Annotated in this window: 25 protein-coding genes; 15 read left to right on the forward strand and 10 right to left on the reverse strand. The window is 73.2% G+C overall.

The features are described 5' to 3' along the window. Positions 1 to 42: 42 nt before the first annotated feature. Both IE305_RS24440 and IE305_RS24445 read left to right on the forward strand, forming a co-directional pair. Positions 43 to 714, forward strand: coding sequence for an HNH endonuclease family protein (locus IE305_RS24440; RefSeq protein WP_373311736.1), 672 nt, complete (start codon positions 43 to 45; stop codon positions 712 to 714). Next, positions 714 to 1,064, forward strand: coding sequence for a hypothetical protein (locus IE305_RS24445; RefSeq protein WP_229891467.1), 351 nt, complete (start codon positions 714 to 716; stop codon positions 1,062 to 1,064). The genes IE305_RS24440 and IE305_RS24445 overlap by 1 nt, the downstream gene beginning before the upstream one ends. On the opposite strand, the gene IE305_RS24450 is transcribed toward IE305_RS24445, so the two are convergent. Together IE305_RS24450 and IE305_RS24455 are read right to left on the reverse strand one after the other, a co-directional pair. Further along, a complete protein-coding gene (locus IE305_RS24450) occupies positions 1,061 to 1,303 on the reverse strand; it encodes a hypothetical protein (RefSeq protein WP_190131874.1) in 243 nt (80 codons plus the stop codon). The genes IE305_RS24445 and IE305_RS24450 overlap by 4 nt on opposite strands. Next, positions 1,296 to 1,907 carry an RNA polymerase sigma factor gene (locus IE305_RS24455; protein WP_190131875.1) on the reverse strand — a complete coding sequence of 204 codons (612 nt, stop codon included), beginning with the start codon at positions 1,905 to 1,907 and terminating at the stop codon, positions 1,296 to 1,298. Before IE305_RS24455 ends, IE305_RS24450 begins: the two co-directional genes overlap by 8 nt. A 116-nt stretch (positions 1,908 to 2,023) precedes the next feature. On the opposite strand from IE305_RS24455, the gene ctaD reads away from it, so the two are divergent. The 6 genes from ctaD to IE305_RS24485 all read left to right on the forward strand — a co-directional run bounded on the left by ctaD (position 2,024) and on the right by IE305_RS24485 (position 6,788). Beyond that, the gene (gene ctaD / locus IE305_RS24460) at positions 2,024 to 3,673 is read left to right on the forward strand and encodes an aa3-type cytochrome oxidase subunit I (RefSeq protein WP_190131876.1); all 1,650 of its coding nucleotides are present in this window, start codon (positions 2,024 to 2,026) and stop codon (positions 3,671 to 3,673) included. After that, positions 3,670 to 4,023, forward strand: a complete 354-nt coding sequence (locus IE305_RS24465) for a hypothetical protein (protein WP_190131877.1) — start codon at positions 3,670 to 3,672, stop codon at positions 4,021 to 4,023. Before ctaD ends, IE305_RS24465 begins: the two co-directional genes overlap by 4 nt. Positions 4,024 to 4,149: 126 nt before the next feature. Continuing rightward, on the forward strand, positions 4,150 to 4,503 hold the full coding sequence (locus IE305_RS24470; protein WP_190131878.1) for a DUF6247 family protein: 354 nt from the start codon (positions 4,150 to 4,152) through the stop codon (positions 4,501 to 4,503). Next, positions 4,500 to 4,772: a hypothetical protein gene (locus IE305_RS24475; RefSeq protein WP_190131879.1), complete on the forward strand. Its 273-nt coding sequence runs from the start codon at positions 4,500 to 4,502 to the stop codon at positions 4,770 to 4,772. The genes IE305_RS24470 and IE305_RS24475 overlap by 4 nt, the downstream gene beginning before the upstream one ends. 52 nt (positions 4,773 to 4,824) lie before the next feature. Beyond that, the gene (locus IE305_RS24480) at positions 4,825 to 5,457 is read left to right on the forward strand and encodes a hypothetical protein (protein WP_190131880.1); all 633 of its coding nucleotides are present in this window, start codon (positions 4,825 to 4,827) and stop codon (positions 5,455 to 5,457) included. Beyond that, the gene (locus IE305_RS24485) at positions 5,454 to 6,788 is read left to right on the forward strand and encodes a nucleotidyl transferase AbiEii/AbiGii toxin family protein (protein WP_190131881.1); all 1,335 of its coding nucleotides are present in this window, start codon (positions 5,454 to 5,456) and stop codon (positions 6,786 to 6,788) included. Before IE305_RS24480 ends, IE305_RS24485 begins: the two co-directional genes overlap by 4 nt. A gap of 6 nt (positions 6,789 to 6,794) precedes the next feature. On the opposite strand, the gene IE305_RS24490 is transcribed toward IE305_RS24485, so the two are convergent. Then, a complete protein-coding gene (locus IE305_RS24490; protein WP_229891468.1) occupies positions 6,795 to 8,015 on the reverse strand; it encodes a DUF2786 domain-containing protein in 1,221 nt (406 codons plus the stop codon). 146 nt (positions 8,016 to 8,161) lie between these two features. Beyond that, entirely contained in the window at positions 8,162 to 9,433 is a 1,272-nt protein-coding gene (locus IE305_RS24495; protein ID WP_190131882.1) for a L,D-transpeptidase, read from the reverse strand. A 307-nt stretch (positions 9,434 to 9,740) separates the two neighbouring features. Between IE305_RS24495 and IE305_RS24500 the strand changes: the two genes are divergently transcribed. Further along, entirely contained in the window at positions 9,741 to 10,049 is a 309-nt protein-coding gene (locus IE305_RS24500) for a hypothetical protein (RefSeq protein WP_229891469.1), read from the forward strand. A 24-nt stretch (positions 10,050 to 10,073) separates the two neighbouring features. Here the strand turns inward: IE305_RS24500 and hutH are convergent, their stop codons facing one another. The 5 genes from hutH to IE305_RS24525 form a co-directional block, all read right to left on the reverse strand. Then, the gene (gene hutH, locus IE305_RS24505) at positions 10,074 to 11,609 is read right to left on the reverse strand and encodes a histidine ammonia-lyase (RefSeq protein ID WP_190131916.1); all 1,536 of its coding nucleotides are present in this window, start codon (positions 11,607 to 11,609) and stop codon (positions 10,074 to 10,076) included. A 102-nt stretch (positions 11,610 to 11,711) separates the two neighbouring features. Further along, positions 11,712 to 12,773, reverse strand: coding sequence for a sensor domain-containing diguanylate cyclase (locus tag IE305_RS24510; protein ID WP_190131917.1), 1,062 nt, complete (start codon positions 12,771 to 12,773; stop codon positions 11,712 to 11,714). 136 nt (positions 12,774 to 12,909) lie between these two features. Then, positions 12,910 to 13,710 carry an enoyl-CoA hydratase/isomerase family protein gene (locus tag IE305_RS24515; protein ID WP_190131883.1) on the reverse strand — a complete coding sequence of 267 codons (801 nt, stop codon included), beginning with the start codon at positions 13,708 to 13,710 and terminating at the stop codon, positions 12,910 to 12,912. A gap of 102 nt (positions 13,711 to 13,812) precedes the next feature. Continuing rightward, the gene (locus IE305_RS24520; RefSeq protein ID WP_190131884.1) at positions 13,813 to 15,048 is read right to left on the reverse strand and encodes an adenylate/guanylate cyclase domain-containing protein; all 1,236 of its coding nucleotides are present in this window, start codon (positions 15,046 to 15,048) and stop codon (positions 13,813 to 13,815) included. Positions 15,049 to 15,178: 130 nt separating this feature from the next. Beyond that, complete coding sequence (locus IE305_RS24525) at positions 15,179 to 16,039, reverse strand: biotin--[acetyl-CoA-carboxylase] ligase (protein WP_190131885.1); 861 nt, start codon at positions 16,037 to 16,039, stop codon at positions 15,179 to 15,181. Between the two features lie 205 nt (positions 16,040 to 16,244). Between IE305_RS24525 and IE305_RS24530 the strand changes: the two genes are divergently transcribed. From IE305_RS24530 to IE305_RS24545, 5 genes are all read left to right on the forward strand, one after another. Beyond that, complete coding sequence (locus IE305_RS24530; protein WP_190131886.1) at positions 16,245 to 17,855, forward strand: acyl-CoA carboxylase subunit beta; 1,611 nt, start codon at positions 16,245 to 16,247, stop codon at positions 17,853 to 17,855. Positions 17,856 to 17,868: 13 nt separating this feature from the next. Further along, a complete protein-coding gene (locus IE305_RS24535) occupies positions 17,869 to 18,078 on the forward strand; it encodes an acyl-CoA carboxylase subunit epsilon (RefSeq protein WP_190131887.1) in 210 nt (69 codons plus the stop codon). 68 nt (positions 18,079 to 18,146) lie between these two features. Beyond that, on the forward strand, positions 18,147 to 18,278 hold the full coding sequence (mmpB, locus tag IE305_RS33560; RefSeq protein ID WP_268255948.1) for a morphogenic membrane protein MmpB: 132 nt from the start codon (positions 18,147 to 18,149) through the stop codon (positions 18,276 to 18,278). A 129-nt stretch (positions 18,279 to 18,407) separates the two neighbouring features. Beyond that, positions 18,408 to 19,859 (forward strand): peptidoglycan D,D-transpeptidase FtsI family protein, encoded by a 1,452-nt coding sequence (locus IE305_RS24540; protein WP_190131888.1) that lies wholly within the window; start codon positions 18,408 to 18,410, stop codon positions 19,857 to 19,859. A 28-nt stretch (positions 19,860 to 19,887) separates the two neighbouring features. Continuing rightward, complete coding sequence (locus tag IE305_RS24545) at positions 19,888 to 20,499, forward strand: nucleoside triphosphate pyrophosphatase (protein WP_190131889.1); 612 nt, start codon at positions 19,888 to 19,890, stop codon at positions 20,497 to 20,499. Positions 20,500 to 20,514: 15 nt separating this feature from the next. Here IE305_RS24545 and IE305_RS24550 read toward each other — a convergent pair whose 3' ends face one another. Next, positions 20,515 to 21,111: a hypothetical protein gene (locus IE305_RS24550; RefSeq protein WP_190131890.1), complete on the reverse strand. Its 597-nt coding sequence runs from the start codon at positions 21,109 to 21,111 to the stop codon at positions 20,515 to 20,517. 220 nt (positions 21,112 to 21,331) lie between these two features. Here IE305_RS24550 and IE305_RS24555 point away from each other — a divergent pair, with 220 nt between their 5' ends. Beyond that, on the forward strand, positions 21,332 to 22,099 hold the full coding sequence (locus IE305_RS24555) for an IclR family transcriptional regulator (RefSeq protein WP_190131891.1): 768 nt from the start codon (positions 21,332 to 21,334) through the stop codon (positions 22,097 to 22,099). Positions 22,100 to 22,469: the final 370 nt, after the last annotated feature.

Below are 22,469 nucleotides of genomic sequence, written 5' to 3' on the forward strand. Positions count from 1 at the left end.
TCCCCCTGCCGTCGCCCCGCGAGCGATACCCGTAGCCGCGTGATCAAACGTTTCCTCTGGGTCCGCGCCCTCACTGCCGCGGCCATCTGCCTCTCCACCGCCGCCGCTCCCGCCTCCGCAGCCCTCGCGCCGCCGCCTCCCCGGCTCGTACCGCAGCTCGACCTGCCGGAGCCGCCGTCGGCGGAGGTCGCGCGGGACGAGCTCGCCGATCTCACCGTCGCGGCGCCGCACTCCATGAACGGTTACAGCCGCGCCAAGTTCCCCCACTGGGCCACGCAGCAGGGACAGTGCGACACCCGCGAGACGGTGCTCGTGCGCGACGGGCGCGACGTGCGTACCGACGCGCAGTGCCGGGCCGTCGCAGGCTCCTGGAGCAGCCCCTACGACGGGAAGCCGTTCACCGTGTCCGGGCAGCTCGACATCGACCACGTCGTGCCCCTGGCCAACGCCTGGCGCAGCGGTGCCGACACGTGGGACACGCCGCGCCGCAAGAGGTTCGCCAACGACCTCGACGAGCCGCAGCTCGTCGCCGTCTCCGCCGCCTCCAACCGGCAGAAGGGCGACCAGGGCCCCGACCTGTGGAAGCCGCCGCTCCGGACGTACTGGTGCACGTACGCGCGGGCGTGGACGCATGTGAAGCACCACTACGGGCTGAGCGTCACCCAGGCCGAGGAAGAAGCCCTCGTCGAGATGCTCGACACCTGCGGCGCCTGATGGGCGATCCGGCAGAACGGTACGTCGACCGGGTCGCCGCCGGGCCCGGCGGCGCCATGACCGTGGACGGCGGCGGGGTGATCACCGGTGACCTCACCGTCGCCACCACCGCCCCACCCGGCGGCCCGGCCCACGTCACCGTGCAGTACACGGGCGCCGAGGAGTGGTACGTCCTGGCCGGCAGCCCCGTGCCCGTACCGCCCGAGGGGCTGCGGGCCCTGCACGAGAGCGTGCTGGAGCGCGTACGCCGGGGCGCGGCCGCCGAAGTGCCGCGCCCCGGCCCCGACACCGACCCCGACACCGGCCCCGACACCGGGACCGCCGCCGGCCCCGACACCGCGCCCGGCTAACGGAACGCCGTGAGGCCCACCGTCAGTACGCCCACCAGGGCGAGGACCGTGGCCTCGGCACGTACGACCAGCAGCAGCCGGGCCCGCCGCAGCCGCGCCCCGTACAGCAGGCGGTTGAGGGCGCGTTCGGCGTCGGCGTCCAGCGGGCGGTCCCCCCAGGGGCCGCCCGCCGCGGACGGTACGGGGTTGACCGCGCGCAGCAGGTCCAGACCCAGGTCCCGTTCGAGTTCGTCATGCATCGTCGTCGTCGCCTCCCGCGCACACGCCCGCTCGCCTGTCCCAGCCTAGGGATTGCCCGGCCTCCACCGCCGGGGCCGGCCGGAGCCGTTCCACCTCCGCCCGCAACCGGCGGCGGGCCCGGTGCAGCCGCATGGCGGCCGCGCTGCGGCCGCAGCCGAGGGCCACGGCCAGTTCGTCGAGGGTCAGTTCCTCCCACGCCGTCAGCCGGAGCGCCTCCTGGTCGGCCGGCGAGAGGCGGGCCAGGGCCTCGTGCACCCACGCGCCGGGCCGGTCCGCGTCCGGGCCGGCCACGGTCTGGCGGCGGTGCGCGGCCTCGTGGTGGCCGAGCCGCAGCAGCAGGCGGCGGTAGCGGGACAGGCCGCGGACGGTGTTGGCGAGGCAGTTGCGGGCCACGCCGTAGAGCCAGGGCAACGGTGGATCGGGCAGCTCGGAGCGGCGCCGCCACGCGACGGAGAAGACCTCCGCCACCACTTCCTCGACCTCCTCCGCCGGCCCGTCCAGCCGGCGGGCCACGAACCGGCTGACCGCCCAGTAGTGCTCCCGGTAGGCAGCGGCGAAGGCTTCCTCCGTGGCCCCGGCCTTGTCCGTGTCCTCCGTGCTCATGATCCGCAGATGTCCGGCATGGCTCGGATCTTCACATGTGCCGGACGTGACATGTGCCGCACCCTCCGGCGGCGCGCACCCGTGAACGACGGCGGGGCGCCGGACACGTACGGGGCATGAGACACCCCCGGAACCGGAACCCGGTGAAGTGGCTGACCACCACCGACCACAAGACGATCGGCACGCTGTACCTGGTCACGGCGTTCGGCTTCTTCTGCCTCGGCGGCCTGCTGGCCCTGCTGATGCGGGCGGAGCTGGCGCGGCCGGGACTTCAGGTGATGTCGAACGAGCAGTTCAACCAGGCGTTCACGATGCACGGCACGATCATGCTGCTGATGTTCGCGACGCCGCTGTTCGCCGGTTTCGCGAACTGGATCATGCCGCTGCAGATCGGCGCGCCCGACGTGGCGTTCCCGCGGCTGAACATGCTGGCCTACTGGCTCTACCTCTTCGGCTCGCTGATCGCCGTCGGCGGGTTCCTCACCCCGCAGGGCGCCGCGGACTTCGGCTGGTTCGCGAACTCGCCGCTGACGGACGCGGTCCGGTCGCCGGGCGTGGGCGCGGACATGTGGATCATGGGTCTGGCGCTCTCCGGCTTCGGCACGATCCTGGGCGCGGTCAACTTCATCACGACGATCATCTGCATGCGGGCGCCGGGCATGACGATGTTCCGCATGCCGATCTTCACGTGGAACGTGCTGCTGACCGGTGTGCTGGTGCTGCTGGCGTTCCCGGTGCTGGCGGCGGCGCTGTTCGCGCTGGAGGCCGACCGGAAATTCGGTGCGCGCGTCTTCGAGGCGGCCAATGGCGGTGCACTGCTCTGGCAGCACTTGTTCTGGTTCTTCGGCCATCCCGAGGTGTACATCATCGCGCTGCCGTTCTTCGGCATCATCTCCGAGGTCATCCCCGTCTTCTCGCGCAAGCCGATGTTCGGCTACTGGGGCCTGATCGCGGCCACGATCTCCATCGCGGGGCTCTCGGTGACGGTGTGGGCACACCACATGTACGTCACCGGTGGCGTGCTGCTGCCGTTCTTCTCCTTCATGACGTTCCTCATCGCCGTCCCGACCGGTGTGAAGTTCTTCAACTGGATCGGCACCATGTGGAAGGGCTCGCTGTCCTTCGAGACCCCCATGCTGTGGGCCGTCGGCTTCCTCATCACGTTCGTCTTCGGCGGCCTGACGGGTGTGATCCTGGCGGCGCCACCGCTGGACTTCCACGTCTCGGAGACGTATTTCGTCGTCGCCCACTTCCACTACGTCATCTTCGGCACCGTCGTCTTCGCCATGTTCTCCGGTTTCCACTTCTGGTGGCCCAAGTTCACCGGCAGGATGCTCGACGAACGCCTCGGGAAACTCACGTTCTGGACGCTGTTCGCGGGATTCCACGGCACGTTCCTCGTACAGCACTGGCTGGGTGCGAACGGCATGCTGCGCCGCATCTCCGACTACCTCGACGCGGACGGCTTCACCACCCTCAACACCGTCTCGACCATCTCCTCGTTCCTGCTGGGCCTGTCGGTCCTGCCGTTCCTCTACAACGTCTGGAAGACAGCGAAATACGGCAGGAAGGTGGAGGTCGACGACCCGTGGGGCTACGGCCGCTCGCTGGAATGGGCGACGTCCTGCCCGCCGCCGCGGCACAACTTCCACGCCCTCCCCCGCATCCGTTCCGAATCCCCCGCGTTCGACCTGCACCACCCGGAGGCCGGCGCCCCGGCCGCCGGGGCCGCCGAGGCCGGCGCACGGAAGGACGCCCTGGTATGAGCGCGACGAGAACCACGACGAAGACCACCGCCGAGGCCATCAACGAGATCGAGGGCTACCTCCTCTGGGAGAGCGAGAAGAGCAGGGCCCGCGAACGCGCCCGCGCCTTCACCGCCGCCCTCCCCTGGCTCACCGAGGCCCAGCGCGAGGCCGTGGAACACCGCTACGCCCAGGACCACCTGGCCGCCTCCCGCGACCACCTCCGCCGCATCGCCCACCGCAGCGGCGAACTCCGCACCGAGTACGAAGCGGTCCACCGCACCCTCAAACGCCGCATGACCGCCTGGTGCACCACCTGCACCGCCCTCACCACGGTCACGGTGCTCCTGACCCTGCTCAGCCACCGCTGAAGAGGGGGCAGGGTAGAGGACACCGGTCCGGACTCGGCCCCCGACATCACCCATTCGAAGGGCAGTGCGTGGTTCCCCACCAGTACGCTGGTGCCGGGGATCACGCTCTGGCCCATGGGAGAAGCGATGACGACCTCCGCTGCCGGGGAGCCCCTCATCCCGCAGCCACCGGCCACCGTCACGGCCTTGCGCCAAGCCGTGGCGACGGTCGCCCCTGCGGCGCTCCCCGCGTTCACACGCGAACTCGACCAGGCCGCCGACCAGGCGCGTCAGGGCTCGGACCTGGCCCCCCTCCAGCGCTTCATCGCCCAATGGTCCGTCTACGTCCACATCCAGCGGCATCCCCGGCTCGCTGCCCGCTACGGACAGCTGGAGGAGCGCGCCACCACGGGCGATGCCGGCGAGGCCCGCCGTGCCGCATCCGAGATCGGCCGCATCCTCGACGAGGCGCACGCCGCCTTGGGCCAGGCCCTGCGGTGAGCGACCGCTGGACCTGGGAGTACGACCCGGACGGCGCACACGTCACCGACGGTGTGCCGTCCCGTGTCGTGACAGAGGTGGAACGCCTCACGGGCCAGCTGGTCGAGCTGGCCCAGATGGGCGTGGACGTCGGCGACCTCGGCAACGGGCCCCGCCCCGGCGGCCTGCGGCGCATGGACGCGGCAGGCGGCTGGTTCTACTTCCTGGCCTCGCCCCGGGACCGGCTGATCATCGTGGTGCGCATCATCCCTCCCTACGACCACCTGTAGCAGCCCCCACCCGCCCCGCCCCCCCGTCCGGGCCCTTTGAGACGATCTCCCGATGCGTTTCAGCGGGGACTTCGAAGTACACGTGACCGGACGGGCCGGGGATGCCGGGCGGCTCGAGGAGGTTGCCCGGCTGCTCGGGGTGAAGTTCACGCACATCGAGCTCGCGCGCGGGCGGGTTGTGAGTCAGCCGATGGTGACGTGGCGCGGGGCCGGGGAGCTGGAGGGTGTGCGGGAGCGGGCCGGTAAGGTCGTGCGGGAGCTGGAGCGGCGCGGGGTGGGCGTCGTGCGGGTGAAGGTCGAGGCGTCGCCGTGGGCCGCGGGGGTGCCCGTGACCGACGCCGAGGCCGTCGCGCTCGGGGCCGCGTACTACTTCGAGCACCACGTGAAGCTGCTCCTCCCACCCGGCACCGACCCCGGCCCCCTCACCCGGCTCGCCGTCGCCCACGGCGCCCACCTCTCCCGCAACCCGCGGCGCGTCCGCGCCGACGGCCACGCCGAACGGTTCGTCACGCAGCGGTGCCACCGCATGGGGCGCACGGCCGCCGGCGCACGGCTGGAGGCGCTCACCGGGGCACTGGTGTCCGAGGGGTATGACATCGTGTCGAGCGAGCGGGAGTTCGTCGTGCACGACAGCGACGCCTCGCTCGACGCGGGCTGGATCGGCGAGGAGGGGGCACGCGCATGACCGTGACGCCGTGGGACGGGTTCGGCTACGGGCCGTGGGAGGGCACCACGGTCGTGCCGCAGCTGCCGCCGGACGAGGAGACGCGGGCCGCCGGCGACCTGCCCCGGACGCTGCTGCCGGTGGCCGGCGACGGCGTCGTGCAGCACCCCGCCTTCGACCCCGCTCTCAAGCACTACGCCAAGGCCATGCGGCTGAGCGAGCCCCGGTTCGCCGACACCGCCGCCGGCCACGCCTGGACGGCCGCGCGCCGCCGCGCCATGGACCACGTCCTCGCCGCGATCGCCGCCTCGCCGTGGGCCGGCCACCTCGTGCTGCGCGGCAGCGTCCTCCTCGCCGCCTGGTTCGGCGACGCCGCCCGCGAGCCCGGCGACCTCGACTTCGTCGTCGTCCCCGACACCTGGGACCTGCGCGACGACCGCACCGACGCCCTGCTCGACGACATCGCCCGCGCCGCCGAGGACCTGTCCCGGCAGGACGGGCCCGTCCTCATCGACGCCGCCGGCGCCGCCAGTGACGAGATCTGGACGTACGAGCGCGTGCCCGGCCGCCGCCTCGTCCTGCCCTGGACCGTGCCCGGCGAGGACCTGCCCTCCGGCACCGTCCAGCTCGACTTCGTCTTCAACGAGCGCCTGCCGCAGCCCGGCATCCCTACCGCCCTGCCCCGTCCCCAGGGCGGCGAACCGCTGCGGCTGCTCGCCGCCACCCCCGAGCTGTCGCTCGCCTGGAAGCTGCTGTGGCTGGCCAGCGACACCTACCCCGAGGGCAAGGACCTCTACGACGCCGTGCTGCTCGCCGAGCACGCCGACCTGCCGTACGACCTGCTGCACCAGGTCTTCGTGGCGGCCGACGAGTGGTATGCGGGCTTCGACCTGCCCCTCGGCCACATCCTGGGCGAGGCCGCCGGCGCCGACTGGCCCGAGTTCCGCAAGGACCACCCCCACGTGCCCGGCACGTGCATGGACTGGCTGCTGCGCCTCGCCCGCGCCCTCGCGCCCGTCTTCGCACCGGACGGGAACACCACGTACGAGCGGCTCGCCACCGCCTACGCGTACCTGACGGACCAGCTGCGCGAACCGTACGAGCAGGGCGGCCTGGCCGCGGTCGAGGAGTGGTTGGGCCAGCGCACCGTCATCACCCTCGAGGCACTCGTGTCCGTACGCGAGCTGCTGGGCCGCGACACCCACGACCTGGACGCGACGGCCGCGCTCCTCGCCGGCTTCCGGCGGCGCCCCCGCTGGGGCCAGGAAGAGGGCGAACCCGTCTTCCAGCCCTGGTACGGCGACCCGCAGGCGATAGCCACCTGGCTGAGGGCGGCGGACGAAACGGGCTGAGCGCCCTCAGCGGCCGCCCCGCGCCAGCCGCGCCGCGTCCGCCGCCTCCTCGCCCCGCGCCCACCCGTCGGCGTCACGGCCCCGGAGCCGGTACGAGGTCGTGGCGGGGAACAGCCGCTCGGCCGTCTCCCCCACCGCCACCTCCCGGGCGGCCAGCACCGGCAGCACCTCCGGCCGGGCGTCCTCGGCCGCCACCTGCCGGACCGCCGCCGACAGCCGCTCCCGGATCCGCCCCGCGTACGCGATGAGGAACGACTCGCGGAACTCCCGCGTCCGGCGCGACCGGCCCCGCGCGTGGTGGTCGTCCGCCGCGCGCCGCATCGCCGCCGTGCCCTGCACCAGCAGCGACGTGTACAGCAGCTCGACCAGCTCCAGGTCCGCCTCGAAGCCGACGACCGTGGAGAAGCCGTGCTCCTCCGACCACACCGCCTGGCAGTGGTTGGCCGCGGCCACCGCGTCCAGCAGCAGCGCCTTCGCCGCCTCGTACGGCCCCTCGACACCGATGCGGCACGCGTCCGGCCCCTCGCCGCCGAAGCCGTCGGCGGCGCCGGCCGCGAGCATCGCCTCGTCCACCGAGTAGCGCGTCATGAGCTCCTGCGCCTTCGCGGACAGTGCCTCGGCCTCCTCCGGGAACGAGGTCGACTCGGCCTTGGCCAGCAGCGCCCGGATGCGCCCCAGGGCGCGCGGCTCGGCCGTACGCGTCTGCGGGGGGCGGGCGGCCGTGCCCGGCAGCGGCCCCAGCACGCCGACGCGCGGCAGCCGGTCGAGGTAGCGCAGCGCCGTCAGCACGCACGCCGCCGTCTCCCAGCGGCTGAGGACGTCCAGGCGGCGGGCGAAAGCATCGAGGTAGCCGGTGTCGGAGTCCCACCACACGTCCGCCCGCAGCTCCCGCAGCTGCGCGGCCCAGCGCGTACCGAGCGTCCCCGGCTGGTAGCGGCGGGCCTCGGCGGCGATCGCGTCCACGGTGAAGCGCAGCTCCCCGGGGCTCAGGTCCCGCCGTACGAGCCGCGCCACGTCGGCGGGCTGCCAGCCGTCCTCCCAGCGGGCCCGGAGCGTGGCGGCGGCCAGGCGCACCACGGCGCCGCTGATCTCCTCCCAGCCGGCGGGCGCGGCGGCCAGCCGGGAGGCGGTGCCGTCGAGCGCGTCGTCGAGGGAGTCCTCGGGCACCGCGCGCAGCTCCCGCAGCGCGGCGGTGACGGTCTCCAGCGGCGGCTCGGTGCGCTCCACGTGATGTGACTCCTCGGTACAGGGGGTACGCCCCCGATGCTCGCACACGAGTGCGGCCGGCCCGTCACGCGCACGTGCCCACCTCGTACGACAGGGGCCCTTCCCGCGGCGGGAAGGGCCCCTGTCGTGTCAGGGCGAGGGAGGGATCAGGCGCCGGTGGCGCTGCCCGCGACCCAGGCGTTCCAGTCCATGTTCCAGCCGTTGAGGCCGTTCTCCGGGGAGATGACCTTGTCGTCGGAGTTCTTCACCTCGACGACGTCACCGAGCAGCGAGTTGTTGAAGAACCAGGCGCCCGGGGTGTTCGGGTCGTTGGCGCCCTGCTTGTCCTCCAGGCCCACGCAGCCGTGGCTGGTGTTGGAGACGCCGAAGACGCCGTGGCCCCAGTAGTTGCCGTGGATGAAGGTGCCGGACGTCGACAGGCGCATGGCGTGGGGCACGTCCTTGATGTCGTACTCGCCCTTGCCGTCGCCCTTGGTGAAGCCGACCGTCGAACCGTCCATGCGGGTCTCGGTGAACTTCTCCGAGATCACCATCTTGCCGTTGTACGTCGGGTTCTGCGGGCTGCCAGCCGAGATCGGGATGGTCTTGAGCGTCTGGCCGTCGCGCACGACGGTCATCTGGTGCGTCTTGGCGTCGACCGTGGACACCTGCGACCGGCCGATCTTGAACTTGACCGTCTTCTTCTGGATGCCCTTGACGCCTGGGGCGCCCTCGACGCCGTCGAGGTCCATCTTCAGCGTGACCTCGGAACCGGCCTTCCAGTAGTCCTGGGGACGGAAGTCGATGCGCTGATCGCCGAACCAGTGGCCGACGACCTTCTGGCCGCTGGTGGAGCTGACCTCCAGGTGCGACTGGACGGCCTTGCGGTCCTTGATCGGCTTGTTGAAGTTGATCGACACGGGCATGCCGACGCCGACGGTGGAGCCGTCCTCGGGCGTGAACTGGCCGATGAAGCTGTTCTTCGGCGAGACCGTGGTGAAGGACGAGTTCTCCGTGGCCTTGCGGCCCTTGTCGTCCTTCGCCTCCGCGACGATCTGGTACTTCGTCGACTGCTCCAGCTGCTTCGCCGGCTTCCAGGACTTCTTGTCCCCCGCCAGCGCGCCCTCGACCGCGGTGCCCTTGTCGGTCTTCATGGTGACGTTGGTGAGCTCGCCGCCACTGACGGTGACCTGCACGGCGTCGGGCGCGACGCCCGCGTCCGTCGTGCCGGTGCCGGGCGTGATCTTGATCTGCGCCTTGGACGCGTCCTTGGCCGCGGCCGCGTCCACCTGCCCCTGCGACTTGCCCTTCGCGTCGTCCCCGCTCTTGGCGTCACCGTCGCCGTTGCAAGCGGCCAGCGTCAGCACCCCGCCGAGCACAGCGGCCGCGGCAACGAGACTCTTGCGGCGCTTGCCGTACGTCATCACACGCTTCTCCATACGTTCCTGGACCCCGAACTCCCCCGAGCCGGTCGTGGGGCTCGTAGGGCTACACGTATCCCGGCTCCTACTTCAGGAACGTCTGCACCGGATGCCCCGTTCCACCCCCCGGCAAAGTGTGGGGAAGGCCACCCCAGTAAAGCCCCTCGGGGCCCGCCGGGGCCAACCGGGGCCTTGATAAAGGGCGAACGTGCTGCTAAGGGACCGACGGCTTCCCAGCACCCCCACGTGTCACTAACATCGTGTCAGCCGGGGCACCCCGCCGCACCGCGCCCCAATCTCCGTCTTCACAAGGGGGATTCCTCCCGTGACCGCACGCCGCCCGATGCTGACCGCCGTCGCCGCCGGAACGCTGCTGTGCGCGCTGTGGTTCGTACCGAACGCCGACGCCACGGACAGCGCCCACGCCGCACGCACCGCGACCGGCGCGCAGGCGCCGGCGGCCCCGGCCCGTACGGCGCCCGCGGCGCAGCAGCAGCTGCTCGCGGACAGCGGCAGCATCGACACCACGCCGTACCTGTGCGGCGGCGTCGCCTTCGTCGCGGCCGGCGGCGCGCTGGTCACGGGCGCCGTGCGCAGGTCGCGCACGGCGCACCGCCAGGGAGTCGCCGGCTAGGGGTGGCCGGCCAGGGGTGGCCGGCTAGGCCAGCGGGCCCGTCACCGTCTCCGCGGCGGCGACCAGGCCGCCCGAGCGGACGAACGCCTCGGCCGCCGCCAGGTCCGGGGCCAGGAACCGGTCCTCGCCCGGCCCGCCGACGCCCGCCGCACGCACCGCGTCCAGCACCGCCCGGGTCGCCGGGGCCGGCTCCCCGCCGCGCAGCTCCACGGCACGGGTGGCGGCCACCAGCTCGACGGCCACGACGCGGGTCAGCGCGTCGACCGCGGTGCGCAGCTTGCGCGCGGCCGACCAGCCCATGGAGACGTGGTCCTCCTGCATCGCGGACGACGGGATGGAGTCCACGGACGCCGGGACGGCCAGCCGCTTCATCTCGCTGACCAGGGCCGCCTGCGTGTACTGGGCGATCATCAGGCCGGAGTCGACGCCGGCGTCGTGCGCGAGGAAGGCGGGCAGGCCGTGCGAACGGTTCTTGTCCAGCAGCCGGTCGGTGCGCCGCTCGGCGATCGACCCGAGGTCGGCCGCGGCGATGGCCAGGAAGTCGAGGACGTACGCCACGGGGGCGCCGTGGAAGTTGCCGTTCGACTCCACGCGGCCGTCGGGCAGTACGACGGGGTTGTCGACCGCGGCCGCGAGCTCGCGCCCCGCGACGAGCCGGGCGTGGTCGAGGGTGTCCCGCACGGCCCCGGCGACCTGCGGGGCGCAGCGGATCGAGTACGCGTCCTGGACGCGCGGTGCGTCGTCCTGGTGGTGCCCGGTGAGCGCGGAGCCGGCGAGGACCTTGAGCATGTTGGCCGCGCTGGCGCCCTGGCCGGGGTGCGGGCGGATGGTGTGCAGCTCGGGTGCGAGCACCTTCTCGGAGCCGAGGAGCGCCTCCAGGGAGAGCGCGGCGGTGATGTCCGCGGAGGTGATGAGGCGGGCCAGGTCGGCGCAGGCCATCACGAGCATGCCGAGCATGCCGTCGGTGCCGTTGAGGAGGGCCAGGCCCTCCTTCTCCCGCAGCTCCACCGGCTCGATGCCGTGCTCGGCGAGGAGCTCGGCGGCCGGGCGCACCACCCCGTCGGGCCCCTCTGCATCGCCTTCACCCATGAGGGTGAGGGCGCAGTGGGACAGCGGGGCGAGGTCGCCGGAGCAGCCGAGCGAGCCGTACTCGTGGACGACGGGCGTGATGCCGGCGTTGAGCAGCGCGGCCATGGTCTCCACGACGAGCGGGCGGACGCCGGTGCGGCCCGACGCGAGCGTCTTGAGCCGCAGGAACATCAGCGCGCGCACGACCTCGCGCTCCACGCGCGGGCCCATGCCGGCGGCGTGCGAGCGCACGATGTTGCGCTGGAGCTGGGTGCGGAGTTCGGGGCTGATGTGGCGGACGGCGAGGGCGCCGAAGCCGGTGGAGACGCCGTAGACGGGGTCGGGCTTGGCCGCGAGGTCGTCGATCACTTGCCGTGCGGCGGCGACGGCGGCGAGGGCGTCGGCCGAGACGGTGACGCGGGCGGTGCCGCGGGATACGGCGAGGACGTCTTCGGCCGTGGTGCCGGCCGTCTCCACGACGACAGTGTGCATATCCATATTCAGGCACCCTAGATTCTGAATCGCGAACTGTCACGACCTGTTTTTCCCGGACTCGCCCCGCAGGGCCCTCCGGCCCCGCCCCTCCGCGCGTCCCTACGCGCGCCCCCGGAAACGCCGCCGCTCCGCACGGGGCGGCGCCGGGGGGCGGTCCGCCAGCCGGACCACCGGGTCCCACCGTCCCCCCTCGCGCCCCGCCACCACCGGGCCCGCCAGCCGTTCCCCCTTCGCGCGGTACTGCGCCGCGTCCGCCAGGCGGAACAGCCGCCGCGCCGACCGCACCGGCCCTATCGCGTCGCCCGTCGACGCGACGCCGCACGCCACCCCCTCCCCCAGTTCCAACTCGCCCGCGCGCCGGCACAGTTCCTCGGCGGTGCGCACCACCTCGTCCGCCTCCGGGCCCACGGCCAGCAGGCAGAACTCGTCGCCGCCGAGCCGCGCAGCCAGTGCGCCCGGCAGGCGGGCGCCGCACAGGGACAGCACCGAGCCGAAGCGTTCGAGCAACCGGTCGCCCACGGCGTGGCCCAGGGTGTCGTTGACGCGTTTGAGGCCGTTGAGGTCGCAGACGACGAGGCTGACGACGACGCCGTCGCGCTGGTGCTGTTCGACGGCCTCTTCGAGGCGGACGTCGACGGCCCGGCGGTTGGCGAGGCCGGTGAGGGGGTCGGTGAAGGCGAGTCGGCGGACCTCTTCGAGGCGTTCGGTCTGGGCGATGCCGGAGGCGGCCACCGCGGCGAGGACGGTCGCGAAGTCGGCGTCGGCGGCGTCGAAGAGGGGCGCGCCGACGGGCCGGGCCACGTACAGCTCGCCCCAGGCGCGGCCGTGCAGGACGATCGGTGCGACGACGCAGCAGCCGCGGCCGCGGCGGCGCAGTCCGGCGACGCGGGGCGCGTCGCCCTCGGCGGCTGTCCAGGCGTGCGGGGAGCCGCCGGCGCGGGTCTCGTGCAGGCAGATCTCGGGGAAGGCGTGCACGGGATAGGACTCGTCCTCGGGGAAACGTTCCTCCTCGGGGGTCAGCTCGCCCGCGTTCACGAGGACCCGGAGCCGCCCGTGCTCCCGTTCCCAGACGGAGACGGCGGCGAAGGTGCCGTGCAGGGCGCGCAGCGCGCCGTCCGCCGCCGCGGCGACGGCGTCCCGGGACGTGGGGGCGGCGGCCATCGCCTGCGCGAGCTCCACCACGGCGCGCAGCCGGTCGTCGTACTCCCCAGCAGCTGCCACCCGCGCCTCGCATTCGTGCCGTCGGACCAAGGGCGCCGGGCCCGCGCCGCCCCGGGGGGCGGGGCGGGCCCGCCGGTCACTCGCCGGGCCAGTCGGGCCGGCGCTTCTCGTTGAAGGCGGCGACACCCTCGGCCCGGTCGCCGGAGAAGGCGACCGTGCGCCAGGCGGCGTCCTCGACGTCGAGCCCGGCCCGCAGGTCGAGCCCGTGGCCCAGCCGCAGGGCGCGCTTGGCGGCGCGCAGCCCGACCGGGGAGTGTGCGGCGATGCGCGCGCCCAGCGCGAGCGCCTCCTCCCGGTCGCGGCCGGCGTCCACCAGGACGTCGACCATGCCGAGCTCACGCGCCTCGGCGGCCTCCACCCGGCGCGCGGTGAAGATGATCTCCGCGGCGCGGGCGGCGCCGACGCGGCGCGGCAACAGCTGGGTACCCCCGCCGCCGGGAATCACGCCGACGGACACCTCGGGCAGCCCGACGACGGCCGTGCGGTCGGCGACGATCACGTCGCAGGCCAGCGCGAGCTCGTAGCCGCCGCCGAGGGCGTAGCCGTGCACGGCGGCGACGACGGGCATCGGCAGCTCCAGGACGCCGGTGTAGCAGGCGCGGGCGAGGGGCCGCTGCCGGACGAGCTCGGCGTCGCTGAGGGAGTTGCGTTCCTTGAGGTCGGCGCCGACGCAGAAGGCGCGGTCGTGGCTGGAGGTCAGCACGACGGCCCGGACGGCGCGGTCGGCGGCCAGCGCGGTGGTGGCGTCGACGATGCCGCGGGCCATTCCGGAGGAGACGGCGTTCATGGCCTTGGGCCGGTCCAGGACGAGTTCGGCGACGTGGCCGTCCTCGTGGCGGCGGACCGCGACCCACTCTCCAAAGCGCTGTTCGCTCACGCGGTGGCTCACCCCTTCGGTAGACGTGAGCCGATCATGCACCGCGCCCGCCCGCCGGGGCCATACCCGCGGGCACACGGCACCCGGGGGGTCAGGCGGGGGTCAGGCGGTGGTCCGCCGGCTGAGCAGCCAGGGCTCGACGACGCCCAGGCCGCGCACGGGCCGCTGCCACATGGGCTGGAGCGCGAACCGGTACTCGGGCGCGCCCTCGCCGGCGGCGGCCGCCGCCTCGGCCTCGGACTTCGGCGCGTCGCCGCTGCGGGCGAGCTCCTCGGCGAAGGCGCTGTCGACGAGGACGGCGTCCCGGGGCGCTATCGACGTGAGGCGGCTGGCGAGGTTGACGGTGGTGCCGAAGACGTCGCCCATGCGGGTCGTGACCGTGCCGAAGGCGATGCCGACGCGCAGCTCGGGCATGGTCTCGTCGTGGGCGAGGGTCTCGATGAGCCGCAGGCCGATCTCGGCGGCGGTGCCGGCGTCGTCGGCGGCGAAGAGGACCTCGTCGCCGAGGGTCTTGATGAGCCGGCCGCCGTGCGCGGCGACGAGGTCGGCGGCGGTGGTCTCGAACGCCTCGACGAGCTCGCCGAGCTCCTCCTCCTCCAGCCGCCGGGTGAGGCGGGTGAAGCCGACGAGGTCGGCGAAGCCGACGGCGAGGCGGCGGTCGACCATTTCGGCGTCGTCCTGGGCCTGCACGACGCGGCCGGTGGCGGCGGCGAGCTGGCGCCGCCAGACGTAGACGAGGAACTCCTCCAGCTCGGGCAGGAGCAGCTCGACCAGCGGGTAGGTGATCTCGGCGCGGGTCAGGCCGGGTTCCTGGGGCTCGGTGAGGCCCTCCAGGAAGGAGTCGATCTGCCAGTCGGCGAGCCGGGCGGTGGTCTGCCCGGTGGAGCGGGCGACCTGCACGGCCATGGGCTCGCTGAGCAGCCCGGCCTCCACGAGGCCCGCGAGGCGGCGCAGCGCCAGCACGTCGGCCTCGGTCAGCGCCCTGGCCTGGCCGATGTCGGCGAAGCCCATGGCCCTCCAGAAGCGGGCGGCCAGGTCCATGGAGACGCCGGCGGCGCGGGCGGCCTGGAAGGGGGTGTAGCGGCGCTCGGCGCCGAGGATGAGCGCTTCGAGGCGGAGCGCGAGGGGGTCGCCCTCCTCGTCGGGGTCGCCCCCGTCGCCCTTGCCGGCGCCGGTCGCGCGGCCGCTGCCCGCGGCGGGCGGGCCGGTGGGCGTCCCGGCGGGGCCCCTGCCGCCGGCGGCGTCCGCCGGGGACGTACCGCCACCGGGGGCGCGGTGCTCGCCCGGGGCCTCCGCCCCGGCGCCGCGCGCACCCCCCTGCGTCTCGTCGGCGGTCACCGCCCGCCCCCTGTCCGATCCGTGCGCACTGCCCTGCCGATCACTGCTCGCTCAGTTTCCGTGCACAACGATACGTCAGGTGTGCCGTAGCTCACTCTTCTGACGGCCCGGCACTCACTCTTTACGACGTTTACGCGTCGGCGGGCCGCAAATGGACGATGTCGCCTGCTCCCACCGGCTCCTGCACGCCCTGGTCCGTCGCCAGCACCAGGCGTCCGTCGCCGTCGACGGCCACGGCCTCGCCGACCAGCGAGCGGCCGCCGGGCAGTTCGGCGCGGACGGTGCGGCCGAGGGTGGAGCAGCCGGCGGCGTACGTCTCCTGGAGGCGGGAGGCGGCGGGGTCGCCGCCGGCGGCGCGCCACGTTTCGTACCAGTCGGCGAGGGAGCGCAGGACGGCGCGCAGCAGCGGGTCGCGGTCGGTGACCTTGGCGCCGGCGAGGGCGAGGGAGCCGGCGGTGGGCACGGGCAGCTCGTCGGCGCGCAGGGTGACGTTGAGGCCGATGCCCAGGACGACGCTGTCGCCGGTGCGTTCGGCGAGGATGCCGCCGGTCTTGCGTTCCTGCCCGTCGACGGTGACGAGCAGGTCGTTGGGCCACTTCAGGGCCGTGTCGACGCCGGCGGCGCGGGACAGGGCGGTGGCGGTGGCGACGCCGGCGAGCAGCGGCAGCCAGCCCCACCGCTCGGCGGGCACGCCGGGACCGGGGGTGAGGAGGACGGAGAAGAAGAGGCCGGAGCGGGGCGGGGCGCTCCAGCTGCGGTCGAGGCGGCCGCGGCCGGCGGTCTGCTCCTCGGCGACCAGGACAGCACCCTCGGTGGCGCCGGAGGCGTGCGCGGCGACCAGGTCGGAGTTGGTGGAGCCGGTGTCGCGGACCACGTCCAGGGAGGTCCACAGCGCGCCGGGGCGCAGCAGCGCGCGGCGCAGGGCGGGGGCGTTCAGCGGCGGCCGGTCCAGGTCGGACCAGCGGTTTCCGGAGGGGTCGGAGGGCGTCATAACAGCCACGATAGGCGGGCGAGGGAGGACGAATCGGTGTGGTCAACGACGCACTGCCGCACCGCAGCCGCGCGGCTACCCTACGAACCGGTAGCACGCACGAGCCGCATGAGCCGTTCCCGTCCGTTCCCATTCGTTCTCATGCGGTTCTCATTCCGTTCCTCACTCCCATTCCACTTCTCTGGACGAGCAGGAGCCGCATCCCGTGTCCGAGCCAGAAGCCAACGGATCCGGCAACGGATTCGACATCCACACCACCGCGGGGAAGCTCGCGGACCTTCAGCGGCGGATCGAGGAGGCCACGCACGCGGGCTCCGCCCGCGCCGTGGAGAAGCAGCACGCCAAGGGGAAGCTGACGGCGCGCGAGCGCATCGACCTGCTGCTGGACGAGGGGTCGTTCACGGAGCTGGACGAGTTCGCCCGGCACCGTTCGGTCAACTTCGGCATCGACGCGAACCGCCCGTACGGCGACGGCGTGGTCACCGGCTACGGCACGGTCGACGGGCGCCCGGTGGCGGTGTACTCGCAGGACTTCACGATCTTCGGCGGTTCGCTGGGCGAGGTCTACGGCGAGAAGATCGTCAAGGTGATGGACTTCGCGCTGAAGACGGGCTGCCCGGTCATCGGCATCAACGACGGCGGCGGGGCCCGGATCCAGGAGGGCGTGGTCGCGCTCGGCCTGTTCGCGGAGATCTTCCGCCGCAATGTCCACGGTTCGGGCGTGATCCCGCAGATCTCGCTGATCGTGGGGCCGTGCGCGGGCGGCGCGGTGTACTCGCCGGCCATCACGGACTTCACGGTGATGGTGGACAAGACCTCGCACATGTTCATCACGGGCCCGGACGTCATCAAGACGGTGACGGGCGAGGACGTGGGCTTCGAGGAGCTGGGCGGCGCGCGGACGCACAACACGACGTCGGGCGTGGCGCACCACATGGCGGCGGACGAGAAGGACGCCGTGGAGTACGTCAAGGCGCTGCTGTCGTACCTGCCGTCCAACAACCTGTCGGAGCCGCCGGCCTTCCCGGAGGAGGCGGACCTGGAGGTGTCGGACACCGACCGGGAGCTGGACACGCTGATCCCGGACTCGGCGAACCAGCCGTACGACATGCACACCGCGATCGAGCACGTGCTGGACGACGGCGAGTTCCTGGAGACGCAGGCGCTGTTCGCGCCGAACATCATCACCGGTTTCGGGCGCGTGGAGGGCCACCCGGTGGGCGTGGTGGCGAACCAGCCGATGCAGTTCGCGGGCTGCCTGGACATCAACGCGAGCGAGAAGGCGGCGCGTTTCGTGCGCACCTGCGACGCGTTCAACATCCCGGTGCTGACGTTCGTGGACGTGCCGGGCTTCCTGCCGGGCACGGACCAGGAGTACAACGGCATCATCCGGCGCGGCGCGAAGCTGATCTACGCGTACGCGGAGGCCACGGTGCCGCTGATCACGGTGATCACGCGCAAGGCGTTCGGCGGCGCGTACGACGTGATGGGCTCCAAGCACCTGGGCGCGGACCTCAACCTGGCGTGGCCGACGGCGCAGATCGCGGTGATGGGCGCGCAGGGCGCGGTGAACATCCTGCACCGCCGGTCGCTGGCGGCGGCGGGCTCCCCGGAGGAGCAGGAGGAGCTGCGGGCGCAGCTGGTGACGGAGTACGAGGACGCGCTGCTGAACCCGTACGTGGCGGCCGAGCGCGGCTACGTGGACGCGGTGATCATGCCGTCGGACACGCGCCGCCACGTGGTGCGGGGCCTGCGGGCGCTGCGGGACAAGCGCGAGGCGCTGCCGCCGAAGAAGCACGGGAACATTCCGCTGTGACCGGGGAGGCGTAATGATCAAGGTCGTCCGGGGCAACCCCACACCCGAGGAGCTGGCCGCCGCCCTGGCGGTGGTCCAGGCCCGCGCGGCGGCGCGCGCCGCCGCCGCGCCGGACTCCGCCGTACGTCCCGAGTGGTCGGACCCGGCCCGCCGCGCCGAGTCCCGCCGCACCCCGCGGCCGGGCCCGCGGGCCTGGCGCACCACCTACTGGCCGGGGCGCTGAGCCGCCCGTGCGGCGCCTGAGTACGCGTACTCAGGCGCCGCACGGCTTCCCGGCGGACCATGGAGGTCATGCTCTGGTCCGACCCGTCCGACGAACCCCCCGAGGAGCTGCGCGAGGCGCAGGCCATGCTCCGGCGGGCGGGGATCGTGCTGGCGGTGGGGATGGTGCTGCTCTTCCTGGTGCTGGGCACGACCGGCTGACACCTCTGCGGTCACAGTTCTCACAGCGACCTCACAGGTTTGCTCCCACCGCAACCGCATTCGTCCGATTCACGTCATGACCGGTGAAATGCCGACTTGACGGGGGAGGACCAGGAGCGTGGTCGCGTGATGAACAAACCCGTACGCCGCATAGCGGTCTTCAGCGGGCTGCTGGTCATGGCCCTGCTGGTGCGGGCCAACTGGGTCCAGTTCGTCCGCGGCGACGAGCTCGCACACGACGACGGGAACTTCCGCGTCAAGATCGCCGCCTTCGGGCAGCCGCGCGGCGACATCATCGTCGGCGGGCAGCCCGTCACCGGGTCCGTGGAGACCGGCGGCAGCCTGAAGTACAAGCGGGTCTTCAAGGACGGCCCGATGTACGCGCCGGTCACCGGGTACTTCTCGCAGGGCTACGGCAGCACCGGCCTGGAGAACCTCAACGACAAGCTGCTCAGCGGCACCGACGACCGCCTCTTCCTCCAGCGCACGAGCGACCTGTTCACCGGGAAGAAGCCGCGCGGCGGCGACGTGGTGACCACCATCGACCCCAAGGCGCAGAAGGCCGCCTTCGAGGGCCTGGGCAACCGCAAGGGCGCCGTCGTCGCACTCGACCCGCGCACCGGGAAGATCCTCGCCCTCGCCTCCACGCCCTCGTACGACCCGTCGGTCTTCGCCGGCGTCGGCGCGAAGGACAAGGCCGCCTGGGACGCCCTGGAGCAGGACAAGGACAAGCCGACCCTCAACCGGGCGCTGAAGGAGACCTACCCGCCCGGCTCCACCTTCAAGATCGTGACGGCGTCGGCGGCGCTGGAGCACCACCTCTACACCGACATCGACGCCCGCACGAACTCCCCCGACCCCTGGACCATGCCGGGCACCCGCACCGTGCTGCCCAACCAGAACCCCCTCGCGCCCTGCAAGGACGCCTCCCTCAACGTGGCCATGCAGAACTCCTGCAACAACGTCTACGGCAAGGCGAGCTCCGACCTCGGACAGAAGGCGATGCGCGAGACCGCGGAGAAATTCGGCTTCAACCAGAGCGTGGACACGCCCGTGCGCGCCGTGAAGAGCACCTTCCCCGACGGCATCAACGCCTCGCAGACCGCGCTCGCCGGCATCGGCCAGGGCAGCCTCACCGCGACGCCGCTCCAGGTCGCCATGATGACCGCGGCCATCGCCAACGACGGCAAGCTGATGAAGCCCTACCTCGTCGAGGAGCTGCGCGGCCCCGACCTCTCCAGCGTGCAGAAGCACCAGCCGGAGCAGCTGTCGCAGGCCGTCTCCACCGACACCGCCCGCAAGGTGCAGCAGATGATGGAGGACACCGCCACCAAGGGCACCGGCAAGGCGGCCCTCATCGACGGCGTCACCGTCGGCGGCAAGACCGGCACCGCCGAACGCGGCGCCGGCAAGAAGAACCTGGCCTGGTTCATCTCGTACGCCAAGAACGCCGACGGCTCGCCCGTCGCCGTCGCCGTCGTGATCGACCCCGACGACAGCGTGCCCGACGACCAGATCTCCGGCGGCAAGCTGGCCGGCCCCATCGCGAAGAAGGTCATGCAGGCGGTCCTGGACAAGTGACCCGGCCGCACCGCCTACGCTGGCCCCCATGACCAACCGCACCCCCGCCCGCCGCCTCGTCCTCGCCTCCCAGTCGCCCGCCCGCCTCGGCCTGCTGCGCCAGGCCGGGCTGGCCCCGGACGTGATCGTGAGCGGCGTGGACGAGGACGCGCTCGACGCCCCCACGCCGGGCGAGCTCGCGCTGGTGCTGGCCACGGCCAAGGCCGACGCGGTGGCCGCGCTGGACGCCGCGGCCGGCGCCCTCGTCGTGGGCTGCGACTCCGTGCTGGAGCTGGACGGCCGGGCCCTGGGCAAGCCCGCCGACGCCGAGGAGGCCACGGCGCGCTGGAAGGACATGCGCGGCCGCGCCGGCGTGCTCCGCACCGGCCACTGCCTGATCGACACGGCCACGGGCCGCCGCGCCGCCGCGACCGCGTCCACCACGGTCCGGTTCGGCGAGCCCAGCGACGCCGAGATCGCCGCCTACGTCGCCTCCGGCGAGCCCCTGCACGTCGCGGGCGCCTTCACGCTCGACGGGCGGTCGGCGCCGTTCGTCGAGGGCATCGAGGGCGACCCGGGCAACGTCATCGGCCTCTCCCTGCCCCTGCTCCGCCGGCTGCTGGCGGAGGTCGGGGTGGAGATCACCGACCTGTGGGCCTGACGGACCGCCCGGTCCTCAGAGCGGCAGGGCCTTCGCGGCGCCGCCGACCTGCTTGATCTCGCCGAGCTGCCTCAGCTGGCCGAGCTTGCCCAGCCCGTCCACGGCGTCCGGGTAGAGGCTGGTGGGCGGCCCGTCCGGCACCGAGGTGTCCGGGGGCGGCATGTGCGGCGGGGCCGGCTGCTCCGGGGCGGCACCCTTGGCCGCCGGCTTCCCGGCAGCGCCCTTGCCGTGCGCCGCCGGCACCGGTGCGGGCTTCCCCTGCGTGCCGGGCCCGGGGTGCCCCTTCGCGCCGCTGCCGGGCGCGCCGGGGCCCTTGCCCTTGCCGCCCTTGGGTGCGGGGGCACCCTTGCCGCCCTTGACCGGCGCGTCCTTGCCCTTGCCGCCCTTGACCGGCGCGCCCTTGTGCGCTCCCTTCGCCGGAGCGCCCTTCGCCGGGGCCGCATGCGAGGGGCTCGCCCCCTGCGGTGGCGCGCTGACCGTGACCGGCCCGGCGTTCGACGTCGGGGGCGGCGCCACCGGGGTCGGCGCCCCGGGTTCGGCCGAGGCGGCGGCGGAGGACAGGGTCAGTGCGGCGCCGGCCAGAGCGGCTGCGGCAGCAATGCGCTTGATCATGACTTCCTCAACGATGTACGGGTATTTCGGTCACGTCGCGCTGCGCCGACCGGCTAAGCCCGCAGGACATCAGGCCAGTTCAGCGCGGGTGCACCGGCCCGGACCCGGAAGTCCCGCCCGGCACGGGCGACTTCCGGCCGCCCCGCCCCGCTGTGCGAGGCTGGGAGGCCGGCCCGACCGGCCCCGCCGACCCCGCCGACCCCGAAGGAGCCCGCACACCATGCCGCAGTCCGTCGACCGCGCCCTGGACGTCCTGGACGCCGTCGCCGCCTCCGACGGACCGGTGCCCGCCAAGGCACTCGCCCGCCGCCTGGGCTGCGGCCTGTCGACGGTGTACGACCTGCTCGGCTCCCTCACCGCACGCGGCCACCTGGTCCGCACCGCCTCCGGCTACGCCCTCGGCTACCGCGTACCGGCGCTGCACGACGCGTTCCGGCGGCAGATGCGCGTGACCGACGGGCTCCAGGACCTGCTGGCGGAGGCCCGCCGCGCGGCGGGCGCCGACACGTACTTCAGCACCTACCGCGACGGCGACATCGCCGTGCTCGCCGGGGCCGCCACCGGCCACCCGGCCACCGGCGGCTTCACCACCGGCCTGGACGACACGGCCCACGCCACCGCGCACGGGAAGATGCTGCTCGCCGCCCTGCCCCCGGCCGCCCGGCAGCGCTACCTCACGGCGTACGGCATGCGGGCGATCACCCCGCGCACGGTCACCTCCCCCGCGCGCCTGGACGCACAGTTGCGCCAGGTGCGCCGCCAGGGGCTGGCCGTGGAGATCGAGGAGTGCGCCCCCGGAGTGGCGTGCGTGGCCGTCCCCGTACCGTCCGGCGCGACCGGCGGGGCGCCCGCCGCCGTGTCGGCGGCGCTGCCCCTGGAGGACTTCCGGCAGCGCGGCCCACAGGTCACGGAGGAACTCCGGCGCGTCGCGGCCGAGGCGGCGAAGTTCCGGAAGACTGCCGACATCACGGGGCCTACCGCCGGGTAAACCTCAGAGAAACCAGGTCGAATCAGGCTTCACGCGGCGGGGCCGTACGCAAACTTTGTGTCACCCGTTCGTAGGGAGTCCACAAAGAATCCGTATGGGCGCTCAGGCGCGCCTCGGGAGACGTCGATCACCACACCACGCGCCCCATGATCGACGGACCCCGGCGTACCGTGGAGGACCTGGGGACTTCGACCCCCGGACGGCTCCTCCTCACCCTTCGTGTGGGCAAGGTCACCACGGAAGCCGGGTCGGCGCGGAGTGTCGCCAGTACCTAAACTCACCTTGTTTCAAGGAGGGAGCCATCGTGCGCAAGGTGCTCATCGCCAACCGTGGCGAAATCGCTGTCCGTGTCGCTCGTGCGTGCCGGGAT

It is taken from the genome of Streptomyces mashuensis (assembly GCF_014654785.1).
Classification (GTDB): Bacteria; Actinomycetota; Actinomycetes; order Streptomycetales; family Streptomycetaceae; genus Streptomyces; species Streptomyces mashuensis.